Source organism: Streptomyces sp. NPDC001822, from assembly GCF_042892135.1.
GTDB lineage: Bacteria > Actinomycetota > Actinomycetes > Streptomycetales > Streptomycetaceae > Streptomyces.
Genome location: NZ_JBIATW010000014.1, coordinates 184,873 through 201,727, shown reverse-complemented (window position 1 = coordinate 201,727; position 16,855 = coordinate 184,873). Strand labels below are relative to the sequence as shown.

Genomic DNA, 16,855 nt, shown 5'->3' with positions numbered 1-16,855 from the left:
TCGCATGGGCAGCACGCCGCAGCCACGCCGGGGCAACACCCGACAGCGCATTCAGGACGTCGCCCTGGAGCTCTTCGCCGAACAGGGCTACGAGAAGACGTCGCTCCGCGAGATCGCCGAGCACCTGCAGGTCACGAAGGCGGCGCTCTACTACCACTTCAAGACCAAGGAAGACATCCTCAACAGCATCTTCGAGGACCTGAACCGGCCCGTCGAGGAGCTGCTGGAATGGGGCCAGGAGCAGCCCCGCACACTGGAGACGAAGAAGCAGATCCTGATCCGCTACAGCGAGGCGCTCAAGGCCGCCGCGCCGCTGTTCGTCTTCATGCAGGAGAACCAGGCGACGGTACGGGACCTCAGCATCGGGCACACGATCAAGCGTCGTGTCATCGCGCTGGTCGACCTGATCAAGGAACCGGACGCCTCTCTCACCGACCAGGTCCGCTGCTTCACCGCGCTGATGGCCATGCACGCGGGGATCTTCGCCCTCAGAGACGCCGAAGGCGACCCCGAGGAGAAGCGCGAAGCTTCTCTCGAGGTCGCCATCGAACTGGTGACCAGGGCCCATGACCCGGGGTCCGCAGCCTAGGGGCGGACCCACGCGTCAGACGTCTCACACGTGGACGTGCTCGGCGTGCAGGAAGTTGACCGGGTTGATCGCGGAACCGTAGTTCGGGGTGTTGCGGATCTCGAAGTGCAGGTGAGGACCGCTGGAGTTGCCGGTGTTGCCGGACCTGGCTATCTCCTCACCCGTCTTGACGCGCTCGCCGACCTTGACCTCGATCTTCGACAGGTGCGCGTACTGCGAGTACTTGCCGTCGGCGTGCTTGATGACGATGGCGTTGCCGTACGCGGGACCGTCACCGGCACCGTTCGGGCCCGCCTTCACGACGCGGCCGGTGTGCGCGGCCTCGACCTTGGTGCCGATCGGCACCGCGAAGTCCTGGCCGGAGTGCTTGTGGGCCCAGCGGTCGCCGCCGATGCCGAACGTGGCGCTCAGCTCGTAGTGGCGGACCGGGACCTCCCACGACGAGGCCTTCTTCTTCGCGGCGGCCTTCTTCTCGGCAGCCGCCTTCTTCTTCGCCGCGGCCTTCTCGGCCTTTTCGGTCTTCGCCTTGTCGGCGGCCTTGGTCTGGGCGGTCGCCTGCTGGGCGATCGAGCTTGCGGTGGCCGCGCCGGCCAGGGCCGCGGTGTCCGCGGTGCCCGTAGTGCCGGACGCGAACGCCGCGCCCGCACCGAACACGATCGACGCACCCAGGCCGGCGGCCACGACGGCCCCACGGACGCGGGACGTGGACAGGCGGCGGGAGTGCTTGGACGTTTCGCGCTTCGACATGCGGTGAGTACCTCCGGGATGACTGGACCCGGTGCTCGACCGGGCTTGCTCCACCTTGGTAACCCGCACCCCCAGCAACACTCAAACCCCCCATCTACGATCAAAAGCCGTAGTTGAAGGGCGGGGAATTAACCGTGGTTGCCGACCGGAACCGCCGCGGACGGCCCTCCGGACAAATATCGCGGATCGGGTTTAACCCCAGTTCCAAAGCCATCCTTCCTGCGCACAGCACATCAAAGGGGGCAAATCGCCACATACGCCGAAAGGCTCGGCCCGCCTGGGCCGAAGGTCCCTGCGCCGCCCCCCGCACGTCCTCCTAACGGCCGTAGTAGGCCCAAAACGGCTGTGCGCCTTGTCACCGCCGGTGGGCCCGAAGCCTGTCCGTTTCGGGACCTTCGGCCCCACCCTCTTTACGCCGGCGGATGCGTGCCCCGGGTCCGCGAAGATCCCGGCCGGTCCCGGAATCCGGGCCTGTCAGCAGGACGGGCCCGACACCGGTGGGTGTCGGGCCCGTCTGGCGACGCGCTCAGCTCACGGGGCGGGGCGCCCGCCGGGCGCCCCGCCTCACGCGTCAGACGTGCGCACCGGCCTTGCGGCGGCGTGCGGCGAACACCGCGCCCGCGCCGATCGCCAGGGCGGCGCCGCTCGCGAGGGCGAGCTGGGACGTCGCCGAGGACGAGCCCGTGGCGGCCAGGCTGCCGTCCACGGGAGTGGACGACCCGCCGCTCTGGGGCTTGATGCCCGAGTCGGCCGGCTTGGTGGTGCTGGGCTTGGCGTCACCGGTGGCCGGCTTGCTGCCCTTGGCCGCGATCAGGAACTCGTAGCCCTCCAGGTCCGGGCTGCCGCCGCACGTGCCGTTGTCGTTCCAGTAGTCACCCGCGACGAAGGTGACACCGTTGCCCGCGGGGGCCTTGGCGTCGATCGCGAGACGCATCTTGATGTCCGCGTGGGCGCCGGCCTTCAGCGGGCTGATGGCGTCCATGTAGTGCTCGTTGTCGACGTTCTTCCACGAGCCGGATGAGCCGGGCGACCACTGCAGGTGCACCAGGTCTCCGAGGTCCTTGAGACCGCTCTTGTCGGTCGCGTGGACGTAGGCGAACGGGTAGACCTCGTCCATCGCCCTGTCGGTCCCGTTGGTCACCCGGAGACGGAAGTCGACCTTCGTGCCGGCGACGACCGTGGACGGCAGCCCCGTGACGACCGTCTTGAGCTTGGGCTCGGGGACGCATTCCTCGTCGTCCTCGCCCTCCTCGATCGCCTTGGCCAGCGCCTCGTCGGCGGCGTCCTTCAGGGCGAGCGCCTCGTCGGTGGCCTTCTGCGCCTGGCCGATCGCCCGGGCCGCGGCCACCCGCGCGTCCTCGAGCGTGTCCTGGGCCTCCAGGACCTTGGCGTCGGCGTCCTCCTTGGCCACGGCGGCTGCGGAGGCGGCGGTCTCGGCCTCGGTGACGGCTGCCGTCGCGGCGGCCTTCTGATCCTCGGTGGCGTCGGCCGGGAGATCGGCCAGCAGCGCCTTCGCGTCGGCGAGCGCCTGGTCGGCGGCATCCTTCTCGGTGCCGGCGGTGACCGCCGCGGCCTTGGCCGCGTTGACCGCCACGACGAGCGGGGCGCTGTCGGAGGCGAGAGCCTTCAGAGCCGCCTCAGCGGCGTCCTCGGCCTCCACCGCGCTGTCGTACACCGCCTTGGCCGCGGCGGCGGCCTTCTCCAGCTCCGCGATGGACGGCTTCTCCTGCGTCTGCGCCGGCGGCTTGCCGTCGGCGAACGCGGGGGTGACGGACAGCAGGAGCACGGGGGTGGTCACCGCGGCGGCGACGGCTGTGGCGAGAATCCGGCGAATCTTCACAAGAGCCCTTCGGGGTCCGGACAGAAAGATGAAGGGGTCGCAGCGGAATGGGACACGCAGACGCGACTCGGAGTGATCGTATGGCCGGGGCAGCGTTCGGTCGCCACCGTTTCTTCACCTGTTCCGGTCGGCAGCCGAGCACAGGGGGAGACAGAAAAGACGAATGGGTGCAGTTGCGTTCACTGTGTGCACTTTCGCTGTGAGGAACGCCACATGAGCCCGGAACGGCGGATCCTCGTATCCACGCCCGTCCGAGGTGCTCCGCCCCGCCACGGCGGCAAAAAGGGGCTGCCCCGGACCGGTGACCGGTCCGGGGCAGCCCCTTCGACGCTCAGGCGCTGGGCGCCGTCACGCTTCCTTCGTCAGATTCGGGCCGGCGCCACCTGCCGCCTGCTCGATCGGCGGGACGTCGGGCAGTGCCGACTTCTCCTCGCCGCGGAAGGAGAACTTCTTCTCCTCGCCCTCGCCCTCGGTGTCCACGACCACGATGTGACCGGGCCGCAGCTCGCCGAAGAGGATCTTCTCGGAGAGGACGTCCTCGATCTCGCGCTGGATCGTCCGGCGCAGCGGCCGGGCGCCCATCACGGGGTCGTAACCCTTCTTCGCCAGGAGCGACTTGGCCTCCGAGCTGAGCTCGATACCCATGTCGCGGTCCTTGAGACGCTCATCCACCTTGGCGACCATCAGGTCGACGATCTGGATGATGTCTTCCTCGGTGAGCTGGTGGAAGACGACCGTGTCGTCGACACGGTTGAGGAACTCGGGCCGGAAGTGCTGCTTGAGCTCTTCGTTGACCTTGACCTTCATCCGCTCGTAGTTCGTCTTCACGTCGCCCTGGGCGGCGAAGCCCAGGTTGAAGCCCTTCGAGATGTCCCGCGTCCCGAGGTTGGTCGTCATGATGATGACCGTGTTCTTGAAGTCCACGACCCGGCCCTGGGAGTCGGTCAGGCGACCGTCCTCCAGAATCTGGAGCAGGGAATTGAAGATATCGGGGTGGGCCTTCTCGACCTCGTCGAAGAGGACGACGGAGAACGGCTTGCGGCGCACCTTCTCGGTGAGCTGGCCGCCCTCCTCGTAGCCCACGTAACCGGGGGGCGAACCGAAGAGGCGGGAAACCGTGTGCTTCTCGCTGAACTCCGACATGTCGAGGGAGATCAGCGCGTCCTCGTCGCCGAAGAGGAATTCGGCGAGCGTCTTGGAGAGCTCCGTCTTACCGACACCGGACGGGCCGGCGAAGATGAACGAGCCACCGGGACGCTTCGGGTCCTTCAGGCCGGCCCGCGTACGGCGGATCGCCTGCGAGAGGGCCTTGATCGCGTCCTTCTGACCAATGACGCGCTTGTGGAGCTCGTCCTCCATGCGCAGCAGACGCGAGGACTCCTCCTCCGTCAGCTTGAACACCGGGATGCCGGTCGCGGTGGCGAGGACCTCGGCGATGAGCTCGCCGTCGACCTCGGCCACGACGTCCATGTCGCCGGCCTTCCACTCCTTCTCGCGCTTGGCCTTCGCCGCCAGCAGCTGCTTCTCCTTGTCGCGGAGCGAGGCTGCCTTCTCGAAGTCCTGGGAGTCGATGGCCGACTCCTTGTCGCGGCGGACGCCCGCGATCTTCTCGTCGAACTCGCGGAGGTCCGGCGGCGCGGTCATCCGGCGGATGCGCATCCGGGAACCGGCCTCGTCGATCAGGTCGATCGCCTTGTCCGGCAGGAAGCGGTCCGAGATGTAGCGGTCGGCCAGGGTGGCGGCCTGGACCAGCGCCTCGTCCGTGATGGAGACCCTGTGGTGGGCCTCGTAACGGTCGCGCAGGCCCTTGAGGATCTCGATGGTGTGCGGCAGCGACGGCTCCGCGACCTGGATCGGCTGGAAGCGGCGCTCGAGCGCGGCGTCCTTCTCCAGGTGCTTGCGGTACTCGTCGAGCGTCGTGGCGCCGATGGTCTGGAGCTCGCCTCGCGCCAGCATGGGCTTGAGGATGCTCGCGGCGTCGATCGCGCCCTCGGCGGCACCCGCACCCACGAGGGTGTGGAGCTCGTCGATGAACAGGATGATGTCGCCGCGGGTGCGGATCTCCTTGAGGACCTTCTTCAGGCGCTCCTCGAAGTCACCGCGGTAGCGGGAGCCGGCCACCAGCGCGCCGAGGTCCAGGGTGTAGAGGTGCTTGTCCTTGAGGGTCTCGGGCACCTCGCCCTTGACGATGGCCTGGGCCAGGCCCTCGACGACCGCCGTCTTGCCGACGCCGGGCTCACCGATGAGCACCGGGTTGTTCTTCGTGCGGCGGGACAGCACCTGCATGACCCGCTCGATCTCCTTCTCGCGCCCGATGACCGGGTCGAGCTTGGACTCACGAGCGGCCTGGGTGAGGTTCCGGCCGAACTGGTCGAGCACCAGGGACGTGGAGGGCGTGCCCTCCGCGGGGCCGCCCGCGGTGGCCGCCTCCTTGCCTCCCGAGTACCCGGAGAGCAGCTGGATGACCTGCTGCCGCACCCGGTTCAGGTCGGCGCCCAGCTTCACGAGGACCTGGGCCGCGACGCCCTCGCCCTCGCGAATCAGGCCGAGCAGGATGTGCTCCGTGCCGATGTAGTTGTGGCCGAGCTGAAGGGCCTCGCGGAGCGACAGCTCCAGGACCTTCTTGGCCCGGGGCGTGAAGGGGATGTGGCCGGACGGGGCCTGCTGGCCCTGGCCGATGATCTCCTCCACCTGCTGGCGGACCGCCTCGAGCGAAATCCCGAGGCTCTCCAGGGCCTTAGCGGCGACACCCTCACCCTCGTGGATCAGGCCCAGGAGGATGTGCTCGGTGCCGATGTAGTTGTGGTTGAGCATCCGGGCTTCTTCCTGAGCCAGGACGACAACCCGCCGCGCGCGGTCGGTGAACCTCTCGAACATCGTTAATCGCTCCTCAGAGCGGTCAGGCAGTAAGGGGTCGGTCCCCTCCCTGTCCTTCCGCAGCTTAGTCCCGCAAGCGGGGACCGCTCATTTCAACTGCCGACACCCGGCCTGCTTCCCGGGGGGATCTCCTGCCCCGAACGCCGACAACTGCTCCAACCCGATGGTGCGAGACGATGTTCCCGCAGGCCAGGCAGATAGCCCTTTCGCCAGTACGCCGATGGCGAACGTGAGACGCTTTTGCCCGCGTGTCGCCCCTTCCCACTAGGGATGTCTTACCCGCACTCACTGACAGTCCATGCGGCGCACCCCCGTTTCCTCCGCTACGGGCGAACAACTTCGTGCTGCCGGACGCTCCCGCACGCCCCCGTCGCCCGCACGCAGAGCACTCGATCACGAACGGTGCGTAACTTCGGGGTGTGCTCGGCAGTTCATCGGACATGGCTTCCCTCGTCCCGCCGCCCCGCTCGTCGTCCGCTTCCGAGGGCTGGGCCCGGTGGTACACCCAGGAGCTCGGCTGGGCCACGACGGGCGCCTCGCCGCTACGGCTCCTGACGGGGCTGCGCTTCGACGTACTGGAACTGCCGGCGGCGGCAGGCCACGCGGCGCTGGGCCGGGTGGGGCGCACGGGCCCCGTGGCGCTGACGGGGCAGCGGATGCTGCTGCTGGTGGCCGCGGGCGGCGCCGACGAGCTGCCGGGGCTGCTCGACTGGCTGGAGTGGGGCGGCATCGCCCTCGACCTGACCGCTGCCGGTCAGGGCGGGCACATGATCGCCCCGGCGCCACCCGGGGTGGCCCCTGCGGGCTCACCGGGGGCCGCGGTCTGGCTGCGGCCACCCGGAACCGGCCAGGGGGCGGAGCCGGTGCTCCCGGCCCTGGGCGGCTTCGGGAGCAGGGGTGGGGATGCTCCCGATCTCGTACGACTCGTGGACGCGGCGGCGACGGAGTGCCACCGGGCCAGGCTCACGCACGCCCGGACGAACCTGCGGACCCATCGGCCGACAGGTCAGCCGTTGGCCTTCTCGTAAGCCTCGCGGATCTCGGCCGGGACGCGGCCGCGGTCGTTCACGTTGTGGCCGTTCTCGCGGGCCCACTTACGGATCTCGGCGGTGTCCTTGTTGCCGCCCGAGACCGCGCGGCCCTTGCCGCGGCCGGTCGCCGCGCGGCCACCGGTGCGACGGCCACTCTTGGTGTACGGCTCGAGAAGACCACGGAGCTTGTCCGCGTTGGTCGTGGTGAGGTCGATCTCGTAGGTCTTGCCATCCAGAGCAAACGTCACCGTCTCGTCCGCCTCGACACCGTCGAGGTCATCAACAAGAAGGACCTGAACCTTCTGTGCCACCGGATTTCCTTTCATCGAAAATGTAGTACGCGGAAAGGAAACCGCTTTTCCCCGGAAAACACAAACCCCTGGGAGAGGTTCGGGAGCGCAGGAACGCGGGAAACATGCGCGATTCGGACATAGGGCTCCGCCGACTTCCGCCGGTCACAGGTGCAGAAGCATCCGGCTGTTGCCCAAGGTGTTCGGCTTCACTCGTTCGAGACCCAGGAACTCCGCGACACCCTCGTCATAGGAACGAAGCAGCTCGCTGTAGACATCTCCGTCGACCGGCGTCTCTCCGATCTCCGTGAAGCCGTGCTTCGCGAAGAACTCGACTTCGAAGGTGAGGCAGAAAACCCGGCGCACACCGAGCCAGCGCGCGGTCTGCAACAGCTTGCCCAGCACCTGGTGTCCGACTCCGGCGCCCTTGATGCCGTGGTCGACGGCGAGAGTACGCACTTCCGCGAGGTCTTCCCACATCACGTGGAGTGCGCCGCAGCCGATGACGCGGGCGTCCTCGTCGCGTTCGGCGACCCAGAACTCCTGGATGTCCTCGTAAAGCGTCACCGTCGCTTTGTCGAGCAGGATCCCTTCGGTGACGTAGCCGTCAAGGAGAGCGCGGACCGACGCGACATCACTTGTCCTGGCGCGCCGGACGGTGATGGCCGGTCTATTTACCGACGGGTCGGTATGGACTTCTGCCGCGGATCCCGTTTCCCGCCGGGTACGGGATCCGGTTCGCGTCTCGTTCCGGTGCTCGGTTCGCGGTTGCTCGGAGGACATCCCCCGACGCTATCGCCCGCTCCCCGGCGGTGCTTCATCGGCCGCCCCGCCGTCTTCGGACGGGGGTGCTTCATCGGCCGTCCCGCCGTCTTCGGACGGGCTGTCGGAAGGTTCGGGCAGGGTGGGCGCGACGACGCGCATGGCGTCCCCGAGCGCTTCCCGCTGCTCCGCCGACATCATCCCGAAGAAGGCGACCAGAGCCGCTGCGGGGTTGTCGCTCCGGGACCAGGCTTCGTTCATCAGTGCGGCCGAGTACGCGGCGCGGGTGGAGACGGCCGTATATCGATATGCCCGGCCGTCGACATCCCGGCGCACCCAGCCCTTCTGATGGAGATTGTCCATTACCGTCATCACGGTCGTGTAGGCGATGGAACGTTCCTGTTGCAGGTCCTCGAGAACTTCCCGCACGGTGACCGGGCGGTTCCATTGCCAGACCCGTGTCATCACGGCGTCTTCCAGCTCTCCCATTTGGCGAGGCACAACGCCACCTTAGTGCTAGATGTCTGGAATGGGATAATTCCGGAACGACAAAAGGGCGCACGGCTCCGAGGAGCCGTGCGCCCTTTCATGTCAGGTACGAGTCAGACGCCCTCGGGCCGCGGGGCCTGCTGCACCGATTCGGCCCGGGCGATCGCCGCGTCCACGGCGGCGTCCTCCTTGGCCTTGTTCGGACCGCCCTGACTCTTGATGATCGTCACGACGAGGCCGATGAAGAAGCCGGCCATCACCACGGGGGGCACGAGCGCGGAGAAGTATTCCATGGCCCCAGAGTAGCGAGCCCGGCATTCCGGCCACTCCCGGGCACCCCGAGGGTCGCGGCGCACGTCCGTCAGGACACCGCGCGCTCCTCCGGCGGGGGCGCCGGCGTGGGGCGGCGGCGCGGCGGGAAGACCTCGGAGGGCTTCGGCATGGGCCGCTCCCCCGGACCGGCCGGCTGCTTGGGCCGGGGCGGTACGGGCGGCCGCTCGGGCTCCTTGGCCGCCGCCATCCCGCCGGGCAGCGCCAGCAGGCGGCGGCGCGGCGCGGGAGCCGTGACCGCTGCCGTGCGCCCGGCGAGCCGAGCCCGCACGGAACGCTCCGCGAGCACCTGGCAGCGCTCCAGGAGCGCCGCGGCGACCGGTCCGGCGCGCAGGGCGCGCAGGGCGGCGAGGTCGTCGGGGCGGGGGTCGTAGCCGGCCGCGAGGGCGTCCTGGAGAAGCTCCAGATAACCGCTGAGCGAGCCGGGGAGGGCGTCGCGGTAGCGGGCGAGATCGGCGAGGAGGAAGGCGCGCAACCGTCCCGCCTCGCTCACCGCCTCGTCCACCGCGCCCGCGAGTCGCAGGCAGTCCTGGACGTCTTCTTCCGGCAGGGGCGTGGGGTGGAGGGCGTTGGCGAGAGCGCGTCGGAGCACCCTGAGCTCGTCCGCGCTGAACGCCATGCCGCCGCGTGATCCGTAGGGCGTGGGCATGGCGCGACAATACGTGCTAAATGGACAAAATCCGCTTAACTGGCCGCCCGGCGGCGCGGCGTCCCACGCCGCGCCGCCGGGCTGTTCCCGCAGGTGACCGCGGGCGGGACCTACATACGGGCGATGTTGCGCTCGTAGACCAGACGCAGCCCGATGAGCGTCAGCCAGGGCTCGTGCTCGTCGATGACGGAGGACTCCCCCAACACCATCGGAGCAAGGCCACCCGTCGCGATGACGGTGACCTCGTCCGGGTCCGCGGCGAGCTCCTTCTTCATGCGCTCGACCACGCCGTCGATCTGGCCCGCGAAGCCGTACACGATGCCGGACTGCATGGCCTCCACCGTGTTCTTGCCGATCACACTGCGGGGGCGGGCGAGCTCGATCTTGCGCAGCTGCGCCCCCTTCACCCCGAGGGCCTCGACCGAGATCTCGATACCCGGCGCGATCACACCGCCCGTGTACTCACCGCGCGCCGAGACCGCGTCGAAGGTGGTGGCCGTGCCGAGGTCGACGACGATGGCCGGACCGCCGTAGAGCTCGACCGCGGCCACCGCGTTGATGATGCGGTCCGCGCCGACCTCCTTCGGGTTGTCCGTCAGGACGGGCACACCGGTCTTGACGCCGGGCTCCACGAGGACCGCGGGCACGTCGCCGTAGTAGCGCCGGGTGACCTCGCGGAGCTCGTGCAGGACGGCGGGCACCGTCGAGCAGATCGCGATGCCCTCGATGCCGTCACCGAGTTCGACACCGAGCAGCGGGTGCATGCCCATCAGGCCCTGGAGCAGGACGGCGAGCTCGTCGGCGGTACGCCGGGCGTCCGTGGAGATGCGCCAGTGCTCGACGATCTCCTCGCCGTCGAACAGGCCGAGGACGGTGTGCGAGTTTCCGACGTCGATGGTCAGCAGCATCAGGCGCCGGTCCCGTCGGCCGGCGCCGCCTCACGGAAGTCCAGGCCGATGTCGAGGATCGGCGAGGAGTGCGTGAGCGCGCCGACGGCCAGGTAGTCGACGCCCGCCTCGGCGTAGGCGCGGGCGGAGTCGAGGGACAGCCGGCCGGAGGATTCCAGCACGGCGCGGCCGCCGACGAGGGCGACCGCCTCGGCGGTGGCGGACGGGGTGAAGTTGTCCAGCAGGATCAGGTCGGCGCCGGCGTCGAGCACCTCGCGGACCTGCTCCAGGGTGTCGACCTCGACCTCGATCGCGAGCTCCGGGAACGCCTTCCTGACCCGCGTGAACGCCTCGGCGACGCCGCCGGCGGCGATCACGTGGTTGTCCTTGACCAGGGCCGCGTCCACCAGGGACATGCGGTGGTTGACGCCACCGCCGCAGCGCACGGCGTACTTCTCCAGGGCGCGCAGCCCGGGCGTCGTCTTGCGGGTGTCGCGGACCCTGGCCTTCGTGCCCTCCAGCACGTCCGCCCAGGCGCGGGTGGCGGTCGCGATGCCCGAGAGCCTGCACAGCAGGTTGAGCGCGCTGCGCTCGCCCGTGAGCAGGTCACGGGTACGGGTGGTGACCGTCAGCAGCTTCTGTCCGGGCACGACGCGGTCGCCGTCCTCGACGTGCCGCTCGACCTCGAACTCGTCGGTGCAGACGATCGAGAGGACGGCCTCCGCGACGCGCAGCCCCGCGACGACACCCGCCTCGCGGGCGGTGAAGTCACCGGTGGCGACGGCGTCCTCGGGAACGGTCGCGACGGTGGTGACGTCCTCGCCCCCGTCGAGGTCCTCCTCGATCGCGACGTGGGCGATGTCCTCGACCTGGACGGGGTCCAGCCCGGCCTCGGCCAGGAGCTGGGCCAGGGCGGGGTCGAGACCGCACTCCAGGCCGTCGGGGTCGTAGCCGTCACCACAGCCGCAGCCGTCGCCGCAGCCACCGCCGGACGCGGCGGGGGCGCCGATGTGGATCAGCGGTACGTCCACAGGCGTGGGGCGCGGATTCTCTTCGGGCGTGCTCACGGTTACGGCTCCTCGGGGGCGTCGGCGGGGTGGTTCGGGAGGCCTGCAGGCAGTGCGGAGTCTGCCGGGTCTCCGGGGCGTACGGGCGGGAACGCGGAACTGTCCGTCGTGCGGACGACGGGCAGCAGGTCCTGGTCGACGCGCACGACCAGGTGACGGCGCCAGGTGTCGTCGTCCCGGTCGGGACGGTCCTCGCGCCAGTGGCAGCCACGGGTCTCCTCGCGCTCCCGGGCGGCGGCCACCAGGACCTGCGAGACGAGGAGGAGGTTCGTGGCCTCCCACGCCTCCACCCCGGGCACCGCGTCCTTGCGGCCGCCGTTGTCGTCCGCGGTGGTGGCGGCGGTCCGGCCCAGCGCCTCCAGTTCCCCGGCCGCGGTGGCGAGGCTCGCGGCGGAGCGGATGACTCCGGCGCCCCGGGTCATGATCCGCTGGATCGCGGTCCTGGACTCCGCGGTGAGCAGCGGCACGGCGCGCGATCCGGCGGGGTGCGCCTCGGGTGCCCCGGGTGCGTGCCCGGCGGTGTCCCGGGGGCCGTCCGCCGAGCCGGTGATGTCGGCCGCGATGCGTTCGGCGAAGACCAGTCCCTCCAGGAGGGAGTTGGACGCCAGCCGGTTGGCCCCGTGGACGCCGGTGCAGGCGACCTCGCCGCAGGCGTAGAGCCCGGGCACGGTCGTACGTCCCCGCAGGTCGGTGCGCACGCCGCCGGAGGCGTAGTGCGCGGCCGGGGCGACGGGGATCGGCTGGGTCACGGGGTCGATGCCGTGGCTGCGGCACGCGGCCAGGATGGTCGGGAAGCGCTGCTCCCACATGGCGGCGCCGAAGTGCCGGGCGTCGAGGTACATGTGCTCGGCGCCCTGGAGGTGCATCTGGGTGGTGATGGCCTTCGCGACGATGTCGCGGGGCGCCAGCTCGGCCAGCTCGTGCTGCCCCAGCATGAAGCGGGTGCCCGCGGCGTCGACGAGATGGGCGCCCTCGCCCCGCACCGCCTCGGACACCAGCGGCTGCTGGCCCTCGGCTCCGGCACCGAGAAACAGGACGGTCGGATGGAACTGGACGAATTCGAGGTCCGACACCTCGGCGCCCGCTCGCAGTGCGAGCGCCACTCCGTCGCCCGTGGAGACCGGCGGATTGGTCGTGGCGGAGAAGACCTGGCCCATGCCGCCGGTGGCGAGCACCACCGCGGGGGCGCGGACGGCGCCGACGCCGTCGTGCTGGCCCTCGCCCATGACGTGCAGGGTGACGCCCCGGGCGCGGCCGTCGGCGTCCGTGAGCAGGTCCAGGACCAGGGCGTTCTCGATGGTCCGCAGGGCCGCCGAGCGGACCGCTCCGACCAGGGCGCGGGAGATCTCCGCCCCCGTCGCGTCCCCACCGGCGTGCGCGATACGGCGGCGGTGATGGCCGCCCTCGCGGGTCAGGGCGATCGCACCGGTGTCGGTGGTGTCGAAGTGCGCGCCGGTGCCGATGAGCCGGCGGACGGAGCCGGGGCCCTCGGTGACCAGGGTGCGCACCGCGCTCTCGTCGCACAGTCCGGCACCGGCGACCAGGGTGTCGTCCAGGTGCTGTTCGGGGGTGTCGCCCTCGCCGAGGGCCGCCGCGATGCCGCCCTGGGCCCAGCGGGTGGAGCCGTCGTCCAGGCGGGCCTTGGTCACGACGACGGTGGCGAGGCCCGCGGCGGCGCAGCGCAGGGCGGTGGTGAGACCGGCCACGCCGGAACCGACCACGACCACGTCCGCGTCGATGGCCCAGCCGGGGGCGGGGGCGGTCAGCCGTATTCCGGTCACGTGAGGGCTCCGAGGGTCAGCGGGATGTTGTCGATCAGGCGGGTGGCTCCCACCCGCGCCGCGACGGCGAGGACCGCCTCGCCGCTGTCACGGTCGTCCGGGATCTCGGTAAAGTCGGCCGGGTCCACGAGCGCCACGTAGTCCAGATCGAGCGGTACCGCCTCCCCGGCCGCCTCCTCCAGGACGGCCCGCGCGGCGGCCCGCACGTCGGCGGGCGCGACGGTCGGCCGTGCCAGCGCGACCGCCTGGGAGTCGGCCGCGGCACGTGCCTCGCCGAGCCGGGTGAGCGCAGCGGCCCGGCCGTCGTGCTCCGGGAGCGCCAGGGCACGGACGTGGAGTGCCTTCTGTGCGGCCAGCCGGTCGCGGGCGGCGAACAGGGCCCGGGGCAGCGCCAGCGCGGTGCGGCGCTCCTCGGCGGAGAGGAAGCGGTTACGGCTGGACAGCGCGAGGCCGTCGGGGTCCCGGACGGTCGGCACGGCGACGATGTCGATGCCGAAGTTCAGGTCGCGCACCATGCGGCGCACCAGCGCCAGCTGCTGGGCGTCCTTCTGCCCGAAGTACGCCGCGTCCGGCCTGGTGAGGTGCAGGAACTTCGCGACGACGGTGAGCATCCCGTCGAAGTGCCCGGGACGGGAGGCGCCTTCGAGCCGCTCTCCCATGGGACCGGCGGTGATCCTGACCTGGGGGTCCCCACCGGCGTAGACCTCGTCCACGGCCGGGGCGAGGACGGCGTCGGCGCCCGCCTCCGAGGCGAGCGCGAGGTCGGCGTCCAGCGTGCGGGGATAGCGGTCGAGGTCCGCGGCCTCGCCGAACTGGAGCGGGTTGACGAAGACGGTGACGACGACCTGGCCGTCCGGCCCCGCGGCGGCACGGGCCGCCCGGATCAGGGTGGCGTGGCCCTCGTGCAGCGCGCCCATCGTCATGACGACGGCGCGGTGGTGACCACCGGCGGGCCGCCCGAGCGCCTCCAGCTCGGCCGCGGTGCGCAGCAGGGTGGCGGGTGCGGTGGTCATCGCTTCTCCCCCGGCCCGGACGCGTCCGGGCCTTGTGTGCCGTTCTTTCCGTACGTCCCGTTCGCGCGGTCCGACAGGACGACGAGGAGGTCCTCCGCGGACTCGGGCTTGAGGAGACCGTGGTCCAGCGCGCGGTCCGCCGTGGCGCGGGCCATGGCGAGGTAGCCGGCCACCGCCTGCGGGGCGTGCGTCCGCAGCTCGCTGACGTGTGCGGACACGGTCCCGGCGTCGCCGCGGGCCACGGGCCCCGTCAGCGCCGCGTCGCCGGAGCGCAGGGCGTTGTCGAGCGCGGCGCCGAGCAGCGGGCCGAGCATCCGGTCGGGTGCGCCCACCCCCGCCTTGTGGAGCAGTTCCATGGACTGCGCGACGAGCGTGACCAGGTGGTTCGCTCCGAGAGCGAGGGCCGCGTGATAGAGCGCCCTGGACTCCTCCGCGATCCACTCGGGCTCCCCTCCCATCTCGATGACGAGCGCCTCGGCGGCGAGCCTGAGCTCCTCGGGGGCGGTGACTCCGAAGGAGCAGCCCGCCAGGCGCTGGACGTCGACGGGGGTGCCGGTGAAGGTCATCGCGGGGTGCAGCGCGAGCGGGAGGGCGCCGGCGCGCAGGGCGGGGTCGAGGACCCGGGTCCCGTAACGCCCGGAGGTGTGGACGATGAGCTGGCCCGGCCGCACGGCGCCTGTCTCGGCGAGGCCTTCGACCAGGCCGGGCAGCGCGTCGTCCGGGACGGTGAGCAGGACGAGCTCGGCCCGCGCGAGGACCTCGGCGGGCGTCACCAGGGGCACGTCCGGGAGCAGCGCGCGGGCCCGCCGCACCGAGGCGTCGGACACGCCCGACACGGCGACCGGACGGTGCCCGGCGAGCCGCAGCGAGGCGGCGAGGGCGGGCCCGACCCGGCCCGCGCCGACGACCCCGACGGTGAGGCGGGCGGGGCGGTCCCTCGCGTCGAGGGGTTCCTTGGAATCTGATGCGTTCACGCGGCTAAGGCCTTCCGTTCCAGTCCGCGGGGGGTACCGGACGATTCCTCTGCATGCTACGCCAGCGTTCCGGTTCACCCCACGGTCGTCCACAACCTGTGGATAACTTCTGGCGGGGTACGGGGCCCCGGGGTGGGCGGGGTCCGCGGTCCGGGTGATGATCGTCCCATGGGAGCCACCGATGAGCAGAAGCAGCGGCACCGCAGGCTGACCGCCTGGCGGGCGTCCGGAAGGGTCCTCGCGCGGGCCTCCGCCGACCACACCCTCGCCGAGCGGCTGACCGCGCTGGCCGCCGACGCCGGCACGGCCCACGACCTCGGCGAGTGGACGGACGTGTACGGCGACGGGGTGGTCGCCGAGGTCGAGCGGCGCACCGCCGACCTGCTCGGCATGGAGGCGGCCGCGTTCTTCCCGACCGGGACGATGGCCCAGCAGGTCGCGCTCCGCTGCTGGGCGGCGCGCACCGGCAGTCCGGTCGTGGCACTGCATCCGCTGTCCCACCCCGAGGTGCACGAGCGGGGCGCTCTCGGCTCGGTGAGCGGGCTGCGCACGGTGCACCCGGCGACCGGCCCCCGCCAGATCACCGCGGACGACGTGCGCGGCTTCCCCGAGCCCTTCGGCACCCTGATGCTGGAGCTCCCGCTGCGCGACGCCGGCTTCGTCCTGCCCTCCTGGGAGGAACTGGAGGCCGTCGTGGCCGCGGCGCGCGAACGCGACGCGGTCGTGCACCTGGACGGCGCCCGGCTGTGGGAGTGCACCGAGCACTTCGGACGGGGACTGCAGGAGGTGGCCGCGCTCGCCGACAGCGTCTACCTGTCGTTCTACAAGTCCCTGGACGGGCTGTCCGGCGCGGTGCTCGCCGGATCGGAGTCCCTGGTCGACGAGGCACGGACCTGGCGCCACCGCTACGGCGGGCAGCTCTTCCAGCAGTACCCGGCGGCCCTCTCCGCGCTGCTCGGCCTCGACCGGGAACTGCCCAGGCTGCCGTCGTACGTGGCGCACGCGAAGGTGGTCGCCGAAGCGCTCGCGGACGGCTTCGCCGAGTCGTCGGTGCCGTGGTCCCGGGTGCATCCCCGGCCGCCCCACACGCACCAGTTCCAGGTGTGGCTGCCCTACGCCTCCGACGTACTGGACGAGGTGTCGGTGCGGCAGGCCGAGGAGACGGGCACGACCCTCTTCCGCCGCTGGTTCCCGGCCCCGGCGGGTCCGCCCGGGCTCTCGTTCACCGAGGTCACGGTGGCGGCACCGGGGCTGGAGTGGACGGCGGGCGACGTGCGCGACGCGGTGGCGGACTTCGCCGTCCGCCTGCGGGAGGCGGCGGCCGCCCCGGCGCCCGGCGGACCCGCCCCGGAGGACCTCGGGTCTCAGGCGTAGGGCGGCCGGTGGGCCGCGGCCCAGAGGCGGATGCGTCTGCCGATCGCGCGCAGGACCTCCCCGTCGTACCGCCCGGGCGGCGGGGGAGGCCTCCGCCCGTGCGTCGCCGCGCGGTAGCTGTCGAGCATGTGCTGCTGAACGCTGTCCATACGTCC

Annotated in this window: 17 protein-coding genes; 3 read left to right on the top strand and 14 right to left on the bottom strand. The window is 71.2% G+C overall.

Going from position 1 to position 16,855, the window contains the following annotated elements; all coding sequences use genetic code 11:
* Window positions 1-4: 4 nt before the first annotated feature.
* Window positions 5-589: a TetR/AcrR family transcriptional regulator gene (locus tag ACFYY2_RS27975; protein ID WP_388748009.1), complete on the top strand. Its 585-nt coding sequence runs from the start codon at window positions 5-7 to the stop codon at window positions 587-589.
* Window positions 590-613: 24 nt separating this feature from the next.
* Here the strand turns inward: ACFYY2_RS27975 and ACFYY2_RS27970 are convergent, their stop codons facing one another.
* The 3 genes from ACFYY2_RS27970 to ACFYY2_RS27960 all read right to left on the bottom strand — a co-directional run bounded on the left by ACFYY2_RS27970 (window position 614) and on the right by ACFYY2_RS27960 (window position 6,053).
* Window positions 614-1,336: a M23 family metallopeptidase gene (locus ACFYY2_RS27970; RefSeq protein WP_388748007.1), complete on the bottom strand. Its 723-nt coding sequence runs from the start codon at window positions 1,334-1,336 to the stop codon at window positions 614-616.
* 571 nt (window positions 1,337-1,907) lie between these two features.
* Window positions 1,908-3,176 (bottom strand): LAETG motif-containing sortase-dependent surface protein, encoded by a 1,269-nt coding sequence (locus tag ACFYY2_RS27965; protein WP_388748005.1) that lies wholly within the window; start codon window positions 3,174-3,176, stop codon window positions 1,908-1,910.
* 348 nt (window positions 3,177-3,524) lie between these two features.
* Window positions 3,525-6,053 (bottom strand): ATP-dependent Clp protease ATP-binding subunit, encoded by a 2,529-nt coding sequence (locus ACFYY2_RS27960; protein ID WP_388748003.1) that lies wholly within the window; start codon window positions 6,051-6,053, stop codon window positions 3,525-3,527.
* Window positions 6,054-6,493: 440 nt separating this feature from the next.
* Between ACFYY2_RS27960 and ACFYY2_RS27955 the strand changes: the two genes are divergently transcribed.
* Window positions 6,494-7,081: an SCO3374 family protein gene (locus tag ACFYY2_RS27955; protein ID WP_388748001.1), complete on the top strand. Its 588-nt coding sequence runs from the start codon at window positions 6,494-6,496 to the stop codon at window positions 7,079-7,081.
* On the opposite strand, the gene ACFYY2_RS27950 is transcribed toward ACFYY2_RS27955, so the two are convergent.
* From ACFYY2_RS27950 to ACFYY2_RS27905, 10 genes are all read right to left on the bottom strand, one after another.
* Window positions 7,060-7,395: an Lsr2 family protein gene (locus tag ACFYY2_RS27950; RefSeq protein WP_307126441.1), complete on the bottom strand. Its 336-nt coding sequence runs from the start codon at window positions 7,393-7,395 to the stop codon at window positions 7,060-7,062. The genes ACFYY2_RS27955 and ACFYY2_RS27950 overlap by 22 nt on opposite strands.
* Window positions 7,396-7,539: 144 nt before the next feature.
* The gene (locus ACFYY2_RS27945) at window positions 7,540-8,157 is read right to left on the bottom strand and encodes an amino-acid N-acetyltransferase (RefSeq protein WP_388747999.1); all 618 of its coding nucleotides are present in this window, start codon (window positions 8,155-8,157) and stop codon (window positions 7,540-7,542) included.
* 9 nt (window positions 8,158-8,166) lie between these two features.
* The gene (locus tag ACFYY2_RS27940) at window positions 8,167-8,637 is read right to left on the bottom strand and encodes a BlaI/MecI/CopY family transcriptional regulator (protein ID WP_388747997.1); all 471 of its coding nucleotides are present in this window, start codon (window positions 8,635-8,637) and stop codon (window positions 8,167-8,169) included.
* A gap of 101 nt (window positions 8,638-8,738) precedes the next feature.
* Window positions 8,739-8,918 carry a hypothetical protein gene (locus tag ACFYY2_RS27935; protein ID WP_388747995.1) on the bottom strand — a complete coding sequence of 60 codons (180 nt, stop codon included), beginning with the start codon at window positions 8,916-8,918 and terminating at the stop codon, window positions 8,739-8,741.
* Between the two features lie 68 nt (window positions 8,919-8,986).
* Window positions 8,987-9,574: a hypothetical protein gene (locus tag ACFYY2_RS27930; protein ID WP_388748069.1), complete on the bottom strand. Its 588-nt coding sequence runs from the start codon at window positions 9,572-9,574 to the stop codon at window positions 8,987-8,989.
* 140 nt (window positions 9,575-9,714) lie between these two features.
* Window positions 9,715-10,512, bottom strand: a complete 798-nt coding sequence (locus ACFYY2_RS27925) for a type III pantothenate kinase (RefSeq protein WP_031091045.1) — start codon at window positions 10,510-10,512, stop codon at window positions 9,715-9,717.
* Entirely contained in the window at window positions 10,512-11,558 is a 1,047-nt protein-coding gene (gene nadC, locus ACFYY2_RS27920; protein ID WP_388747992.1) for a carboxylating nicotinate-nucleotide diphosphorylase, read from the bottom strand. Before nadC ends, ACFYY2_RS27925 begins: the two co-directional genes overlap by 1 nt.
* 2 nt (window positions 11,559-11,560) lie before the next feature.
* On the bottom strand, window positions 11,561-13,339 hold the full coding sequence (locus tag ACFYY2_RS27915; RefSeq protein WP_388747990.1) for an L-aspartate oxidase: 1,779 nt from the start codon (window positions 13,337-13,339) through the stop codon (window positions 11,561-11,563).
* Window positions 13,336-14,352 (bottom strand): pantoate--beta-alanine ligase, encoded by a 1,017-nt coding sequence (gene panC, locus ACFYY2_RS27910; protein ID WP_388747988.1) that lies wholly within the window; start codon window positions 14,350-14,352, stop codon window positions 13,336-13,338. Before panC ends, ACFYY2_RS27915 begins: the two co-directional genes overlap by 4 nt.
* Window positions 14,349-15,326, bottom strand: a complete 978-nt coding sequence (locus ACFYY2_RS27905) for a Rossmann-like and DUF2520 domain-containing protein (protein ID WP_388747986.1) — start codon at window positions 15,324-15,326, stop codon at window positions 14,349-14,351. Before ACFYY2_RS27905 ends, panC begins: the two co-directional genes overlap by 4 nt.
* A gap of 168 nt (window positions 15,327-15,494) precedes the next feature.
* On the opposite strand from ACFYY2_RS27905, the gene ACFYY2_RS27900 reads away from it, so the two are divergent.
* Complete coding sequence (locus ACFYY2_RS27900; protein ID WP_388747984.1) at window positions 15,495-16,700, top strand: threonine aldolase family protein; 1,206 nt, start codon at window positions 15,495-15,497, stop codon at window positions 16,698-16,700.
* Here the strand turns inward: ACFYY2_RS27900 and ACFYY2_RS27895 are convergent.
* Entirely contained in the window at window positions 16,691-16,849 is a 159-nt protein-coding gene (locus tag ACFYY2_RS27895; protein WP_388747982.1) for a hypothetical protein, read from the bottom strand. The genes ACFYY2_RS27900 and ACFYY2_RS27895 overlap by 10 nt on opposite strands.
* Between the last annotated feature and the right edge of the window lie 6 nt (window positions 16,850-16,855).

Coding starts and splice junctions, on each gene's coding strand:
- ACFYY2_RS27895 (WP_388747982.1), bottom strand. CDS start 16,849: ATGGACAGCGTTCAGCAGCACATGCTCGACAGCTACCGCGCGGCGACG.
- ACFYY2_RS27945 (WP_388747999.1), bottom strand. CDS start 8,157: ATGTCCTCCGAGCAACCGCGAACCGAGCACCGGAACGAGACGCGAACC.
- ACFYY2_RS27935 (WP_388747995.1), bottom strand. CDS start 8,918: ATGGAATACTTCTCCGCGCTCGTGCCCCCCGTGGTGATGGCCGGCTTC.
- ACFYY2_RS27900 (WP_388747984.1), top strand. CDS start 15,495: ATGGGAGCCACCGATGAGCAGAAGCAGCGGCACCGCAGGCTGACCGCC.
- ACFYY2_RS27960 (WP_388748003.1), bottom strand. CDS start 6,053: ATGTTCGAGAGGTTCACCGACCGCGCGCGGCGGGTTGTCGTCCTGGCT.
- ACFYY2_RS27930 (WP_388748069.1), bottom strand. CDS start 9,574: ATGGCGTTCAGCGCGGACGAGCTCAGGGTGCTCCGACGCGCTCTCGCC.
- ACFYY2_RS27925 (WP_031091045.1), bottom strand. CDS start 10,512: ATGCTGCTGACCATCGACGTCGGAAACTCGCACACCGTCCTCGGCCTG.
- ACFYY2_RS27975 (WP_388748009.1), top strand. CDS start 5: ATGGGCAGCACGCCGCAGCCACGCCGGGGCAACACCCGACAGCGCATT.
- ACFYY2_RS27955 (WP_388748001.1), top strand. CDS start 6,494: ATGGCTTCCCTCGTCCCGCCGCCCCGCTCGTCGTCCGCTTCCGAGGGC.
- panC (WP_388747988.1), bottom strand. CDS start 14,352: ATGACCACCGCACCCGCCACCCTGCTGCGCACCGCGGCCGAGCTGGAG.
- ACFYY2_RS27970 (WP_388748007.1), bottom strand. CDS start 1,336: ATGTCGAAGCGCGAAACGTCCAAGCACTCCCGCCGCCTGTCCACGTCC.